The organism is Chromobacterium sp. W521, assembly GCF_052805975.1.
In genome coordinates, this window is sequence record NZ_JBRBAF010000017.1 from 53,442 (window position 1) to 67,079 (window position 13,638).

Here is a 13,638-nt window from a genome sequence, read left to right on the forward strand (position 1 = left end):
ATTCATTACGCTAACGGTGGCTGTTTTAATTTTTGGCGTAAGCACTGACAAAAAATGACATTGCCGTCACAATGTCGCCCCAATCCCGGATTTCGAGCTATTGTCCCGATGACACGCGCGCTGTCGATACTCTTGCTGTGCATGCTGTTAATGGGCGGCGCAGCTCACGCCGGCTTCCGCTCGTTCAGCGAACGGGACGCCAGCGCCTTTTGCAGCGCCGACGCCAGTCTCGGCATCAATCAAATATCCAGCCCCGGCTGGCAAGCGCGTTTCCAGCCGCTGCCAGACGGCAAACTGGCGCGCGGCTACGGCCACGACACCTGCTGGCTGCGGCTCCAGCTACATGATGTGCCGCCACGGCCCTGGCTGGAGCTGATCCCCAGCTATTTGGCCCGCTTAAGCTTATTCCAACCCCTGCCAGACGGCGGCTGGCGAAGACAGGACATCGGCTCCTGGCGGCCGATGTCCGCGATGGAGCTGCCGCTGATGGCCGCCAGCTTTTCCCTGCAGCCACGCGAACAGACCGTGTTCGTCAAGATCCAGTCCCTGGCTCTGAACGCGCAGCCGCGCCTGTGGAGCGAGCCGGATCTGGTCGCCCACCACAACGAGCGCCTGCTGCAACTGGGCCTGATTTACGGCTATATGCTCACCATGGTGCTGATCGCGCTGGCGGCCTGGCTGATCACCCGCCAAGCGCAGCACGCCAAGCTGTTCGGCTACATCCTGGCGGTGGCCTGCCATCGATTCGCCACCGACGGCATGGCACGCCTGCTGCTGTTTCCGGAGCAGCCCAAGATCGCGCTGCTGTGCAATTACGTCGGCCTGGGCGCCGCCGTCATTCTGGGTTGCGCCTACTTCGCCCATCTGCTGGAGCTGAAGCGAGACTACCCGCGCACCTACCGGCTATACCAGTTGCAGGCCGCCACCGGCGCCGCCACCGTGCTGTGCGCGTTGTTTTGGCCGTTTGGCCTGGCCTACAGCATTCCGGTCACGCTCTACGCCGTCATCTTCATCAATCTGCTGACCTTGCCGGTCTGCTGGCGTCTATGGCAACGCAACGATAGCGGCGACCGCCTGATCGCGCTGCACCTGCCCACCAATCTGGCGCTCAATATCCCCGCGCTGCTATTGCACCTGGGGCACATCCCCTATCAATCCTGGATCCAGGAATACGGCCGGCTGGCCGACCTGCCGCCCATCACCCTGCTCTACATCGGTCTGTTCCTGCGCATGCGCACGCTGGAGCGCGAACGCATCGAGGCGCTGCACCAGGCCAGCCAGGCCCAGGCCGATAGCCTGCGCCAGCGGGAGGCGCGCGAGGAGCAGACCGACCTGCTGGCGATGATCACCCATGAAATCCGCACCCCGGTGGCCATCATTGACGCCGCCAGCAGCAGCTTGCGTCTGCTGGAGGAGGACGCGCCGGAGCCGACGGTGCTCGCACAGCGCCAGGCCCGCCACGAGCGCATTCAGCGCGCGCTGCTGCGGATGCAGGAATTGATGCGGCTGGCGGAACAACACGGCCGCGCCGATGTGAGCGACGCCAGGCTGCACGCGCAATCGCTGGACTTGCTGGAGCTGACCCGCCACAGCCTGGAACAGCTGGACGCGGATGAGCAGCGGCGGTTCCGGCTGCAAATCGGCCAAGAGCGCATGCCGCTCTACGGAGACGCGCAGCTGCTGTCGGTGCTGTTGCAGAACCTGATGGAAAACGCCCTGAAATACGCGCACCCGGACACCCCCATTCAAATCGGCATCCGCCGCCAAGCCGACCGCATCGTCTGGCAGATCAGCGACCACGGCCCCGGCATCGCGCCGGGCCAGGAAGAAGCGATTTTCCAGCGTTTCACTCGGCTGGCGGAGACCAGCAACCATCCCGGCCTGGGGCTAGGCCTCCATCTGGCGCGGCGCATCGCCGTTCAGCACGGCGGCGAACTGGGCCTGGACCCTGACTGGCCGCACGGCGCTAGTTTCATCTTGTATCTACCGAAAGCCGCTCATGACGCATATAGCCTTGCTTGAAGACAATCCGGACCTGCGCGAAGAGTTGCTGTTCCAGCTCAAACGCTGCGGCTATCAAGCCACCGGCCTGGCTTGCGGCCAGGAGTTGGAGCGGCACTTGGCCGAGCATCCCTGCCGCTTGCTGATTCTGGATCTGGGCTTGCCCGATATCGACGGCATGGCGCTCAGCCGGAGGCTGCGCGCCAGCCACCCAGGCCTGGGACAAGTCATGCTCACCGCGCGCGGCGCGCTGGACGACAAGGTTCAAGGCTTGCAGCAAGGCGCCGACGCCTATCTGGTCAAGCCCACCCCGCTGGCGGAATTGCTGGCCACGCTGGCCAGCGTGCTGCGGCGGCTGGACGGCGACGCGGCGGAACGCGCCGACGGGTGGCGCTACCACGCCGCCAACCGCATGCTGACCGCGCCCAACGGCCAACAGTTGCACCTGACCCACGCGGAACACCAAGTGCTGAGCGCAATGCTGCGGCGCGCGCCGGAACCGGCGCACCGCCGCGAATTGGCGGAAGCGCTGGGCGCCAATTACCTGCACTACGATGAGCGCCGGCTGGAAACCTTGATCAGCCGGCTGCGGCGCAAACTCAGCGGCATCGCGCCGCAGCACAATCCCATCCTGGCGGCCCGGGGCGTGGGCTATGGGTTCAGCGAGCCCTGCCAGCCGCTTTGACCAGGCAAATAAAACGCGGCCCGGAATCGGGCCGCGTATGGGCGGGGCGAGAATGGACGCCGGCTCAACGGCTGCCGGATTTCTTGCTGTCTCTCTCCTGTTGCCTGGCTTCGCGCTCGGCGGCCCGGATGGCGGCCAACTCCTTGGCCCGCTTTTCCCACGCCAGCCATTCGGCCGGACGTTCCAGCGTGATGCGGCCAATATTGCCATCGCGAAAATCGGTCAGCACGATCTCGGCCGCCTTTTGCACATTGATCTTGCCGCCGGACTGCACCGCGCCGCGCTTGCGGCCTATCATTTCCAGCACCTGCCAGTCCTGCTGGCCGGCGATGTCGTCCAGCTTGTAGCGCGCGGTCAATTCCGGCGCATAGTGCTGGAGCAGATACTTGAGCAGCTCCAGCGCCACTTCCTCCTCGTCCATCGCATTGCGGCCCACCGCGCCGCTGGCCGCCAGATTGTAGCCGCCCTCTTCCACCTCGATCTTGGGCCACAGCATGCCCGGGGTGTCGAACAACTCCACGTCGTCGGCCAGAATGATGCGCTGCTCGTTCTTGGTAACGCCCGGCATATTGCCGGTCTTGGCCACCTTGCGGCTGCTCATGCTGTTGATCAGCGTGGATTTGCCAACGTTGGGGATGCCGCAGATCAACACCCGCAGCGGCTTTTCCAGGCCGCCGCGCGTCGGCGCCAGCTCGCGGCAGGCCGCCACCAGCTTCTGAGCGGGCGCGCGTTCGCCGGCATCCATGCCCAGCGCCTGGGTGTTCTTCTTGGCGCGATACCATTCCAGCCACTGCGAAGTGGCGGCGGCGTCGGCCAGATCCTGCTTGTTCAGAATCATCAGCCGCGGCTTGCCCTTGGCCATGCGCGCCAGCATGGGATTGGCGCTGGAAGCCGGCAGCCGCGCGTCCAGCATTTCAATGACCACGTCGATGTCTTTCAATCGCTCGGCCACATCCTTGCGGGCCTTGTTCATATGGCCGGGGAACCATTGGATTGCCATGCTTCTAGCGCTTTCTTATCGGATCAAGTAGATAGGTTAGACCATTATGGTCCAGCTCCTGCATCAATTGCAGCAGGCGGCCAATTTCGCCGGGGGGAAATCCTTCGCGGGCGAACCAGTTCAGATAGTTGCCGGGCAGATCGCAGATCAGCGTGCCCTTGTGTTTGCCAAACGGCATGGCCCGGGTCACCAGGCTTTGCAAATCATCGGCTTGCATTGCGGCTCCCTTCAAGCAAGTTGCGCATTGTGCCAAAACCGCGGCGCTCTGACCATGCCCGTTGCCCGGCTCCGGCTTGACATGGCGCAAACGCGGGCGGGGTTTAACTGGGGACGAGCAGGCACGGGGTTTAGCATGTAGGCGGCCTTCAAAAACCAGCGGCGTTCGCCGCCCATTTTCCGGTTCGCGCAGAACCCTTGCGGGCGCCGGGCATCATCCATGTCCGCACCCGCCTTTTTTACCGCTTTACTCCGGCATCGGCTTGCCGTCGTTGAAATTCAGGAAACCGCGCACAATGCGGTAGACGTACCACACCCAGGTGACGCCCAGGATCACAAAGCCCACCAGGATCCAGGCCAGGGCCACGCCCAGCACGGTGCCGAGCAAGGCCCACCAGAAAGTGCGGATCTGCCAGTTGAAATGGCTCTCATAGCGCGTGCCGCGCGCATCGTCGCGCTTGACGTAGTTGATGATCACCGCCACCAGGCCGGTCAGGCCGACAAACAGGCTGATTGCCTGCAGGATATAGACCACCAGGGTCAGATTATTCAGTTTGCGTTCGTCTTCTTGCGTAATCACGTCCATCGACATCATGCCTCCCCGGCTCAAAATTTATGCAAAACAATTAACAAGATACCCTAGCCAGCAGCGCTTGCAAGCGCTGCTCGCAATGCCGCGTCAATGCCGCCTCCGCTCTGCCGCCGGCCAAAGCCAGCGCCACTTCGGCGCTGCGGCTCCAGGCTTGCAGGCAGGATTCGCCCCCGGCGTCCGCCACCAGGATGGGCAGCGCCGGCGCAAACGGCTGGCCGGTCTGTTCGGACCACGCGCGGCAGCGACGGTTCGCCAAATCCAGCAGGGAAAAGCTCTCCGCCGTCACCAACACATGGCTGAGACCCAGCAGCAGAATGCGCGCCGCCAGCCAATCCGCCGCATCGGCCAACCGCGCAGAGGTCTCCCCGCTCCGTTCGCGCCAGCGTTGCGCCGCCAGCAGCATGGCCATCGCGCGCAGTTGCGGCAAGCGGCTTTCCAGCACGCCGCCGTCGCGTCGCGCGGCGGCCATCCACGCGGCGTCCGGCGCCGGATGGTTGGCGTAGCGTTCGCCGTCGGTCAACACTCTCACCGGCACGGCGTCGCAAGGACATAGCAGGGACCAAGACTGGCGCGCGATTTGCGCGGCATCGCTGACTTCATTCATGGAACGGACCTCCTGGGGTCTGGCCTGGCTTCCGGAGGTCATGTATTTCGGGGAGGAAAAACAAATGCCGCCGGTAGCGCGGCGGCATTTATCGGGAATCTTTACTAGTGCTGGATCAATCTTTCAGTTCACAGCCATCCCTTGGCGCCGCCGGTGTGCGGTACCAATAAAAATAGCTGTTGAAGAAGGCGAAAGATTGAGTCATGTCGTCCATGCTGCCAATAATCGGCCCGGCTTGTCAAGAAAAACCCCGGAGCGCGCTCCGGGGTTTCGCCAAATCATCCCGTTCACATATTGGGATAGTTGGGGCCGCCGCCGCCTTCCGGCGTGGTCCAGACGATGTTCTGGCTTGGGTCCTTGATGTCGCAGGTCTTGCAATGCACGCAGTTCTGCGCATTGATCTGCAAGCGCGGCTCGCCTTCTTCGCGGCCGACGATTTCGTAAACGCCGGCCGGGCAGTAACGCTGTTCCGGAGCATCGTATTTGGCCAGATTGAGCGCCACCGGCACGCTGGCGTCCTTCAGCTTCAAATGCGGCGGCTGATCTTCTCCGTGATTGGTGTTGGAGATGAACACCGAGGACAGGCGATCGAAGGTCAACACCCCGTCCGGCTTGGGGTAGGCGATGGGCGAGCACTCGTCGGCCGGCTTCAGGCTTTGATGGTCGGCCTGGTGATGACGCAGCGTCCACGGGGCCTTGCCGCGGAACAGGAAGGTGTCCAGCGCCGAATAAATCATCGCCGGCCACAGGCCCCATCGGAACGACGGCCGGATATTGCGTACTCGGTGCAACTCCTCATGCAGCCAGCTCTGCTTGAACTTCTCGCTATAGGCGGTGGCTTCGCGCGCGGGCTGCTCCTGGCCCAGCAGTTCGAACACCGCTTCCGCCGCCAGCATCGCCGACTGCATCGCGGTGTGCGTGCCCTTGATCTTGGGCACGTTGAGGAAGCCGGCGGTGTCGCCCACCAGCAAGCCGCCGGGGAAAGTCAGGCGCGGCAGGCTTTGCAGGCCTCCTTCGGTCAAGGCACGCGCGCCGTAGGACAGGCGGCGGCCGCCCTCGAACACCTTGCGGATCGCCGGGTGGGTCTTGAAGCGCTGGAATTCCTCGAACGGCGACAGGTAGGGGTTCTGGTAATCCAGGCCGATGACGAAGCCCACCCCCACTTGGTTGTTCTCCAAGTGGTACATGAAGGAACCGCCGTAGGTGGCTGTGTCCACCGGCCAGCCCACGGTATGGGTGATGCTGCCCGGCTGGTGCAGTTCCGGCTTCACTTCCCACAACTCCTTGATGCCGATGCCGTAGGTTTGCGGATCGGCGCCGTCGTGCAGGCGGAAACGCTCAAACAAGGCCTTGGTCAAGGACCCCCTACAGCCTTCCGCGAAGATGGTCTGCTTGGCCCACAGCTCCATGCCGGGCTGCCAGGCGTCGGTCTTTTCGCCGTCCTTGCCGATGCCCATGTCGCCGGTGGCCACGCCCTTGACCGAGCCGTCCTCGTGATAAAGCACTTCGGCGGCGGCGAAGCCGGGGTAGATCTCCACGCCCAGTTCCTCGGCCTGCTGGCCGAGCCAGCGACAGAAATTGCCGAGGCTGACGATGTAGTTGCCGTGGTTGTGCATCTGCGGCGGCGTCGGCAGCTGGATGGATTCGGTCTCAGTCAGCAGCAGGAAGCGGTCGGACTTGGCCTCGGTGTTCAGCGGCGCGCCTTTTTCCTTCCAGTCCGGAATCAGCTCATTGAGCACCCGCGGTTCGATCACCGCGCCGGACAGGATGTGGGCGCCGATTTCCGAGCCCTTCTCCAATAGACAGACGCTGACCTCCCGGCCCTGCTCCGCCGCCAGTTGCTTCAGGCGAATCGCCGCGGTCAGCCCGGAGGGGCCGCCGCCGACGATCACCACATCGTATTCCATGTAATCGCGTTCCACTGCATCTCCTTAATCGCGCGCCGGGTTCAAAAGCCCCGCTACCGCATGCATGTTGCATGGCGCGCGATCAAAAATCAAACAACCGTTTAAAAACTGTCAGACGCCCGACCGTCGCCCGCGCGTCTGACTTCAATCTGTAAGGGCTCGCCCTGTTGCAAATGCACATCGCGTTGCGGAAAAGGCAGCTCGATGCCGGCCTTGGCCAGCGCGCCGTCTATCATGTGGCGCAAGTCGCTGGCCACCTGCACGGAGTCGGCGTCGCCGATGTCCAGCCAGTATTCCAGTTCAAACTCCAGCGCGTCGACGCCGAAGTTGCTGAACAGCACCCGAGGCGGCGGCTCCTTGAGCACCAGGCCATGACGCTCCGCCTCCGCCAGCAACAGATTGCACACCTCGCGCGGCGGGCTGCCGTAAGCCACGCCGATGGCGATTTTCCGGCGAATTCGCCGGTTGCTGTACGTCCAGTTGGTCACCGCGCTCTCCACGAAGGTGGAGTTGGGGATCAGCGTTTCGATGCCGTCGCCGGCGCGCACCACCGAAGAACGCAGCCCTATGCTGCTGACGGTGCCGCTGATGCCGCCGACCTGAACGAAATCGCCCACTTTCAGCGGCCGTTCCACCAGCAGCATCACGCCGCTGATCAGGTTCTTCAGCAGGTTCTGAGTGCCGAAGCCGATGCCGATCGCCAAGGCGCCGCCCAGGAAGGCGAACACCGTCAGCGGAATCTTGACCAGATTAAGCGCGAACACCACCAGCAGGGCGATCACGCAGACATAACTCCAACGCCACCAGATATTGGCGGCGGCTTCGCTCACGCCCAAGCGATGCGTGGCCAAACGCCGCAAAGCGCGCAGCAACGCAGTGCTGGCGGCGTAGCCTATCAGCAGCACCAGGATGGCGCCCAGACTCTTGCCGATGGTCACGCTACGGGTGGCCTGCACTTTCTGGCCATTGATTTCCACGCTGTCGTCGGCGCTGAACAGCTCATAATTCCACAGCGCCCGCGACGCCTGCAACACGCGCTCGCTTAGCCGGCGGGACACCTCCTGCGGCGTGCCCTCCGCCGGCGCGCCGACATCGAACTCCTGCTGCAGCAGCAGAATGCCGGTCAAAGCCGCCTGCACCGGCTGCTGAGCGGCGTTGACGATGTCCAGCCGCTGGCGCAGCAGTTGCAGCATGGCCAGCGCGTGGCCGCTGCCGCGGTCCAGGCCGATCTCATGCTGCACGTCCGCCATCTTGGCCATCGTCAGCTCGGCCTCTTTTTGCAGATAGTCGCGCACCGCGCCCAACTCCTCGCCGGCTTGGCGGCTGGCGCTGGCCACTTCGGCCAGGTTGGCCGCCTTGCCGGCGTACAGCTGGTAGCGGTATTCCCAAATACCGCCTTCCTGTGAGTTGGCCTCTTGCCGGATGCGCGTCAGTTGCACCGCGAGGTCGCTATTGTCCAGAGCCTGGCGTTGCTCGACTGTGCGCTGGGTCAAATCCTGTAGCAGGGCAGCCTGCGCCGGCGCGTCCTTTTTAAGCTTCAACGCGGCCAGCTGCCTCTCCAACTCCTCCAACTCGGCCTTGGCCCGGCGGCGGCGCTGCTCATGCGCTCCCATTTCCCGCTCCAGTCGCAGGCGTTCCTCTCCCAGCCGCCTTTGCACCCCGTCCAGCTCGGCCGGCTGAAAGCGTACCTGTTTGCCGATGCCGTCCAGTTGCTTGCGCCAAAGCGCCAACTGCGCCTGCAATGTTTGCTGGCGGATGCGCAGCACCTGTCCCAAGGCATCGAACTGCAGCAACTCCGACGCGCTGATGTCGCGACGCCAACGCGCGCCGTCCATCTTCCAGCGCAGCGCCTCGGCCTCTCCGGCAGCCGCGCCCTCCAGCTGTTCCCGCGCCTGGCGCAAGCTCACTTCATTAAGCTTGAGGCTGTTGCGCATCGCTTCCTGCATCTGCGACAGCATCAGTTGCTGAGCCTGCTGGGTCTCTTTCTCCCAGCCTCCAGTCTGCAAGCGGCTGCGCAAGCCTTCCACCAAGGACACCGGATAAGGGCCGGCTTGCGCGAAGCCGCTCCAATTCCGTAAAGCCTCCTCGGCCTCGGCTTGCTGCCTCAGCCGCTGATCGCGTTCGCCCGCGAGATCCAGCTGCCAGGCGTAGGACGCCACCAGACGCTCCAGCAAGGCACGGCGAAACAACAGCTCTCCCGGCGTCACGCCGGCCGGCAGCTTGTCCAGCTTGATGGTTTCCAATTGATCCAGCGCCTGCTGCGCCTCGGCCAGCTTGTCCGCCAGGCTGACAGCGGGCGCCGAAGCCGCCTGCTTCGCCGCGGGCTTGGGCATTGTCGGCAGAGCCGCGTAAGCCGCGGAGCTCGACAAAAACCCGGCAAGCAGACAACAGGCGAAAATGAAGCGGCTCTTCACGCTAGGCATTTCATTCAACATGACGGTGGACCTTGCCCTGGCGCAGACCGCCGGCGGCAACTCGACGGCGCATTTTCGCACGAATCCGCGCGCGACACCCAGACGCCTAAAATGCCGAAAGCATCTCCATGCTTCAGATCACGCCAGCGCCGCGCAAACGGGCGATAGCCTCTGCGTCGTAACCGGCCTGCTCCAGCAAGGCGTCGGTGTGCTGTCCCAGCCGGGGCGGCGCGTCGCGATATTGAGGCGGCGTGTCCGACAGTTTGATCGGGCAGGCCACCAGAGGCACCGCCTCGCCATCCAAACCCGGCAGTTCAATCTGCATCCGCCGGTGCCGGATTTGCGGGTCGGCGAAGGCCTCGTCCACGGTGTTGATCGGCCCGCAGGGGACGCCCGCCTGGTCCAGTTGCGCCAGCCAGGCGTCGCGCGGCTGGGCCAGGAAGCCGGCTGTCAACAAGGGCACCAACACGTCCCGGTGCGCGACGCGCTGCGGATTGCTGGCGAAGCGGGGATCGTCGGCCAATTCCGGGCGGCCAATCAGTTCGCACACCGAGCGGAACTGCCGGTCGTTGCCGCAGGCCAGGATGAAGTGGCCGTCGCCGGCGCACTTGAACACCTGATAGGGCACGATATTGGGATGGGCGTTGCCCAGGCGCGGCGGCACCGCGCCGCCCACCAGCCAGTTCATGTTGACGTTGGCCAGCATCGCCAGCGCGCAGTCGAACAAAGCCATGTCGATATGCTGACCGCGACCGCTGCCTTGCCGCGCCCACAAGGCGGCCTGAATCGCGTTGGCGGCGTAGAGCCCGGTGAACAGATCGGTGACCGCCACCCCCACCTTGTGGGGTTCGCCGTCGGCCGGACCGGTGATGCTCATCAACCCGGACATGCCTTGTACGATGTAGTCGTAGCCGGCCATCTGCGCGTACGGTCCGTCCTGACCGAAGCCGGTGACCGAGCAGTACACCAGCCGCGGGTTGAGTTCGGCCAGGCTGGCGTAATCCAGCCCGTATTTGGCCAAGCCGCCCACCTTGTAGTTTTCGATCAGCACGTCGGCGTCGGCGGCCAGCCGGCGGACGATTTCCTGCCCCTCCGGCTTGGCGATGTCCACGGTCAGCGATTTCTTGCCGCGGTTGGCGCACAGAAAATAGGCCGCGGTGCCGTCCGGCAGGCTGGGCGGCGCCCATTGCCGGGTATCGTCGCCGCAGCCCGGGCGCTCCACCTTGATCACTTCCGCGCCCAGGTCGGCCAGCAACTGGCCGGTCCACGGCCCGGCCAATACCCTGGACAAATCCAATACCTTGATGCCTTCCAGCGCGCCCGTCATCTGCGTCTCCCGATACATCGGTCCATCGAAAAAAAGCGGCCCGGCAAGCCGGGCCTCCAAGGACAGACAGGAATAACGGCGCGGCCGGCCTCCCGGCCGCGCCGGCTTATCAGGCGAACGCCTGAATACCGGTCTGGGCTCGGCCCAGAATCAAGGCATGCACATCGTGCGTGCCTTCGTAAGTGTTGACCGCCTCCAGGTTCATCACATGGCGGATTACGTGGAATTCGTCGGCGATGCCGTTGCCGCCGTGCATGTCGCGCGACAGCCGGGCGATGTCCAGCGCCTTCCCGCAGTTATTGCGCTTGATCAGCGAGATCATTTCCGGCGCGGCCTTGCCCTCGTCCATCAAACGTCCCACGCGCAGCGCGGCGTGCAGGCCCAGCGCGATTTCAGTCTGCATATTGGCCAGCTTCAGCTGGATCAGTTGGTTGGCGGCCAGCGGGCGGCCAAACTGCTTGCGGTCCAGCGTGTACTGACGCGCCGCGTGCCAGCAGAATTCGGCGGCGCCCAGCGCCCCCCAGGCGATGCCGTAGCGCGCCTTGTTCAGGCAGCCAAACGGCCCTTTCAAGCCCTTGACGCCCGGCAGGATGGCGTCTTCCGGCACCAGCACATCGTCCATCACGATCTCGCCGGTGATGGAGGCGCGCAGCGAAAACTTGCCGTGGATCTTGGGCGCTGATAGACCCGCCATGCCTTTTTCCAACACGAAGCCGCGGATTTCGTCCTCGTCGTCCTTGGCCCAAACCACAAACACATCGGCCTGCGGACTGTTGGTGATCCACATCTTGCTGCCGTTGAGCAGATAGCCGCCGTCCACTTTGCGCGCCCGCGTCTTCATGCTGGCCGGGTCCGAGCCGGAGTCTGGCTCGGTCAGGCCGAAACAGCCCAGCCATTCGCCGCTGGCCAATCGCGGCAGGTATTTGTCTTTCTGCGCGTCCGAGCCGTAAGCCCAGATCGGATGCATCACCAGGCTGGACTGCACGCTCATCGCCGAGCGATACCCGGAATCCACCCGCTCCACCTCGCGCGCCACCAGGCCGTAGGCCACGTGGCTGAGGCCTGCGCAGCCATAACCTTCGATAGTGCAACCCAGCAGCCCGAGCTCGCCCATCTCGTTGATGATTTCGCGGTCGAAGCGTTCTTCGCGGTTGGCGCTCAACACCCGCGGAAACAGCTTGTCCTGACAGTAGTCATGGGCGCTCTGCTGCACCATGCGTTCTTCTTCGCTCAGGCATTCCGCCAAAAGCAAAGGATCGTCCCAACTGAACGGCGCGCGACTGGAAGGGGCTGCCATAAGTTCTGTCTCCGCGTTATCTTGTTCCGCATTGCGGAACTTGGTTTCACATTGCAGAATAGGCTAATCGCCGTCTGGACGGATGTAAAGCGTTTTTGCGAAACTCGACGCCCGCCCGCAGCGCGCAACCCAAGCGGAGGCTCACCAAACAAGATGGATGCAATGGATTTGGAAACAGATAAGGACCGGTTGTTCGTCACCGCGCTGGCGCGCGGGCTGGAAGTACTGGCGGCGTTTCGCCCTGGCGAGCTGGCGCTGTCCAACCAGGAGCTGGCCAAACGCACCGGCCTGCCCAAATCAACAGTGTCTCGTTTGAGCTACACCCTGACCCGGCTGGGCTATCTGGCCCAGGACGAGGCCAGCGGCCACTACCGGCTAGGGCTGGCTGTGCTGGCTTTGGGCTCCACTGTCCTGGCCAGCTACGACATCCGCCAGATCGCCGGACCGCTGATGCGCGAGTTCGCGCTGGAACAGGGCATGTCCATCAGCCTGGCGCTGCGCGACGGCAGCGATATGGTCTATCTGGAGACCTGCCGCAGCCCGGCGCGCATTTCGGTACAGCTGACCGTGGGCTCGCGGGTACCGCTAGCCACCACCGCCATAGGCCGCGCTTATTACGCCGGCTTGACGGCGACGGAGCAACTCAAGCTGCAGCCGGTGCTGGCCGCGCGCTACGGCGCGGAATGGGGGGAAATCAGCGCGCGCTTGGAGGAGGCCCGCCAAGACTATCTGCACCAAGGCTATTCCGCGTCCTTTGGAGAGTACGAACCGGATGTGATGGCGGTGGGCGTGCACTTGGCCGTGCCCGGCCAGCCGGCGATGGCGCTGAACGCCAGCGGCCCGGCCTTCGCCTTGAACGAAAGCGCGATGCGCGAACGCATCGCGCCGGCCTTGAAGGCCTTGCGTCAGCGGCTGGCACCGCTGGGCTGAGAACCTGTTTACGATTGGCTGTGCGTCGTGGAGCGTTACACGGTGAGTACGGCTTCGAAATGCTCATGTACCGTGTGTACACTCCGCTTTCTCAGCCGTTTTCGCCTTGTCCCGCCTTAGCTCGCTAGATCGTAAACACGTTCTAAGCGCGCGAGACCCTTCGCCGGGTTCAAGCGGACTGGATGTAATGGACCAGGTGATTGATCACCTGCTCCTGCTCCTCTATGGTGGCGCGGACCAAGTCGCCAATGGACAACATGCCCATCACATCGCTGCCTTCCAATACCGGCAGGTGGCGAATGCGCTTTTCGGTCATCAGGCCCATACAGTCGTCCAACGTTTGGCTGGGCGTCACGTAGACCACGCGGCTGGTCATGATGTCTCGCACCTTGGTGCCGGCGGAAGTGCGTCCCTGCAACACGATGCGCCGCGCGTAATCGCGCTCAGAGAAGATGCCGACAATGCCGCCCTCCTCCATCACCAGCACCGCTCCAATATCGTTTTCCGCCATCACCTGCAAAGCCTGGAACACCGTACTCTCCGGGTTCACATAGACCAAGGCGCGGTTTGGCTTGCTGTCCAACAACTGTCTTACCGTTTGCATGCATGTCCCCTTTCAAACCGGCAATCCGGCCGTTCCCGTGGCCCTCTCCCACCGCCGGACG

12 protein-coding genes are annotated in these 13,638 nt (G+C 63.8%); 3 read left to right on the forward strand and 9 right to left on the reverse strand.

Features of this window, described 5'->3' with window-relative positions:
• Nucleotides 1–108: 108 nt before the first annotated feature.
• Together ACUXV1_RS21025 and ACUXV1_RS21030 are read left to right on the forward strand one after the other, a co-directional pair.
• Nucleotides 109–2,022, forward strand: a complete 1,914-nt coding sequence (locus ACUXV1_RS21025) for a sensor histidine kinase (protein ID WP_446016418.1) — start codon at nucleotides 109–111, stop codon at nucleotides 2,020–2,022.
• Nucleotides 2,000–2,686 carry a response regulator transcription factor gene (locus ACUXV1_RS21030; protein ID WP_081555504.1) on the forward strand — a complete coding sequence of 229 codons (687 nt, stop codon included), beginning with the start codon at nucleotides 2,000–2,002 and terminating at the stop codon, nucleotides 2,684–2,686. Before ACUXV1_RS21025 ends, ACUXV1_RS21030 begins: the two co-directional genes overlap by 23 nt.
• A gap of 64 nt (nucleotides 2,687–2,750) precedes the next feature.
• Here ACUXV1_RS21030 and ylqF read toward each other — a convergent pair whose 3' ends face one another.
• The 8 genes from ylqF to ACUXV1_RS21070 all read right to left on the reverse strand — a co-directional run bounded on the left by ylqF (nucleotide 2,751) and on the right by ACUXV1_RS21070 (nucleotide 12,043).
• Entirely contained in the window at nucleotides 2,751–3,686 is a 936-nt protein-coding gene (ylqF, locus tag ACUXV1_RS21035; protein WP_043638016.1) for a ribosome biogenesis GTPase YlqF, read from the reverse strand.
• Nucleotides 3,687–3,690: 4 nt separating this feature from the next.
• Entirely contained in the window at nucleotides 3,691–3,903 is a 213-nt protein-coding gene (locus tag ACUXV1_RS21040) for a DUF3820 family protein (RefSeq protein WP_019100859.1), read from the reverse strand.
• Nucleotides 3,904–4,149: 246 nt separating this feature from the next.
• On the reverse strand, nucleotides 4,150–4,488 hold the full coding sequence (locus tag ACUXV1_RS21045) for a DUF4870 family protein (protein ID WP_043638081.1): 339 nt from the start codon (nucleotides 4,486–4,488) through the stop codon (nucleotides 4,150–4,152).
• A 40-nt stretch (nucleotides 4,489–4,528) separates the two neighbouring features.
• Entirely contained in the window at nucleotides 4,529–5,098 is a 570-nt protein-coding gene (locus ACUXV1_RS21050; RefSeq protein ID WP_019100861.1) for a hypothetical protein, read from the reverse strand.
• A gap of 287 nt (nucleotides 5,099–5,385) precedes the next feature.
• Nucleotides 5,386–7,005, reverse strand: a complete 1,620-nt coding sequence (locus ACUXV1_RS21055) for an electron transfer flavoprotein-ubiquinone oxidoreductase (protein ID WP_446016441.1) — start codon at nucleotides 7,003–7,005, stop codon at nucleotides 5,386–5,388.
• A gap of 101 nt (nucleotides 7,006–7,106) precedes the next feature.
• The gene (locus ACUXV1_RS21060) at nucleotides 7,107–9,338 is read right to left on the reverse strand and encodes a mechanosensitive ion channel domain-containing protein (protein ID WP_446016422.1); all 2,232 of its coding nucleotides are present in this window, start codon (nucleotides 9,336–9,338) and stop codon (nucleotides 7,107–7,109) included.
• 214 nt (nucleotides 9,339–9,552) lie between these two features.
• Nucleotides 9,553–10,746 (reverse strand): CaiB/BaiF CoA transferase family protein, encoded by a 1,194-nt coding sequence (locus ACUXV1_RS21065; protein WP_081555507.1) that lies wholly within the window; start codon nucleotides 10,744–10,746, stop codon nucleotides 9,553–9,555.
• A gap of 109 nt (nucleotides 10,747–10,855) precedes the next feature.
• Nucleotides 10,856–12,043, reverse strand: coding sequence for an acyl-CoA dehydrogenase (locus ACUXV1_RS21070; protein WP_043594164.1), 1,188 nt, complete (start codon nucleotides 12,041–12,043; stop codon nucleotides 10,856–10,858).
• Between the two features lie 162 nt (nucleotides 12,044–12,205).
• Here ACUXV1_RS21070 and ACUXV1_RS21075 point away from each other — a divergent pair, with 162 nt between their 5' ends.
• Nucleotides 12,206–12,973, forward strand: coding sequence for an IclR family transcriptional regulator (locus ACUXV1_RS21075; protein WP_019100866.1), 768 nt, complete (start codon nucleotides 12,206–12,208; stop codon nucleotides 12,971–12,973).
• A gap of 169 nt (nucleotides 12,974–13,142) precedes the next feature.
• On the opposite strand, the gene ACUXV1_RS21080 is transcribed toward ACUXV1_RS21075, so the two are convergent.
• The gene (locus ACUXV1_RS21080; RefSeq protein ID WP_019100867.1) at nucleotides 13,143–13,577 is read right to left on the reverse strand and encodes a CBS domain-containing protein; all 435 of its coding nucleotides are present in this window, start codon (nucleotides 13,575–13,577) and stop codon (nucleotides 13,143–13,145) included.
• Between the last annotated feature and the right edge of the window lie 61 nt (nucleotides 13,578–13,638).

What these genes read in the sequence shown, in the direction of transcription:
- ylqF (WP_043638016.1), bottom strand. Translation starts at nt 3,686, where the DNA reads ATGGCAATCCAATGGTTCCCCGGCCATATGAACAAGGCCCGCAAGGAT.
- ACUXV1_RS21065 (WP_081555507.1), bottom strand. Translation starts at nt 10,746, where the DNA reads ATGACGGGCGCGCTGGAAGGCATCAAGGTATTGGATTTGTCCAGGGTA.
- ACUXV1_RS21040 (WP_019100859.1), bottom strand. Translation starts at nt 3,903, where the DNA reads ATGCAAGCCGATGATTTGCAAAGCCTGGTGACCCGGGCCATGCCGTTT.
- ACUXV1_RS21050 (WP_019100861.1), bottom strand. Translation starts at nt 5,098, where the DNA reads ATGAATGAAGTCAGCGATGCCGCGCAAATCGCGCGCCAGTCTTGGTCC.
- ACUXV1_RS21060 (WP_446016422.1), bottom strand. Translation starts at nt 9,338, where the DNA reads ATGCCCAAGCCCGCGGCGAAGCAGGCGGCTTCGGCGCCCGCTGTCAGC.
- ACUXV1_RS21080 (WP_019100867.1), bottom strand. Translation starts at nt 13,577, where the DNA reads ATGCAAACGGTAAGACAGTTGTTGGACAGCAAGCCAAACCGCGCCTTG.
- ACUXV1_RS21055 (WP_446016441.1), bottom strand. Translation starts at nt 7,005, where the DNA reads ATGGAATACGATGTGGTGATCGTCGGCGGCGGCCCCTCCGGGCTGACC.
- ACUXV1_RS21045 (WP_043638081.1), bottom strand. Translation starts at nt 4,488, where the DNA reads ATGGACGTGATTACGCAAGAAGACGAACGCAAACTGAATAATCTGACC.
- ACUXV1_RS21075 (WP_019100866.1), top strand. Translation starts at nt 12,206, where the DNA reads ATGGATTTGGAAACAGATAAGGACCGGTTGTTCGTCACCGCGCTGGCG.
- ACUXV1_RS21030 (WP_081555504.1), top strand. Translation starts at nt 2,000, where the DNA reads ATGACGCATATAGCCTTGCTTGAAGACAATCCGGACCTGCGCGAAGAG.
- ACUXV1_RS21025 (WP_446016418.1), top strand. Translation starts at nt 109, where the DNA reads ATGACACGCGCGCTGTCGATACTCTTGCTGTGCATGCTGTTAATGGGC.
- ACUXV1_RS21070 (WP_043594164.1), bottom strand. Translation starts at nt 12,043, where the DNA reads ATGGCAGCCCCTTCCAGTCGCGCGCCGTTCAGTTGGGACGATCCTTTG.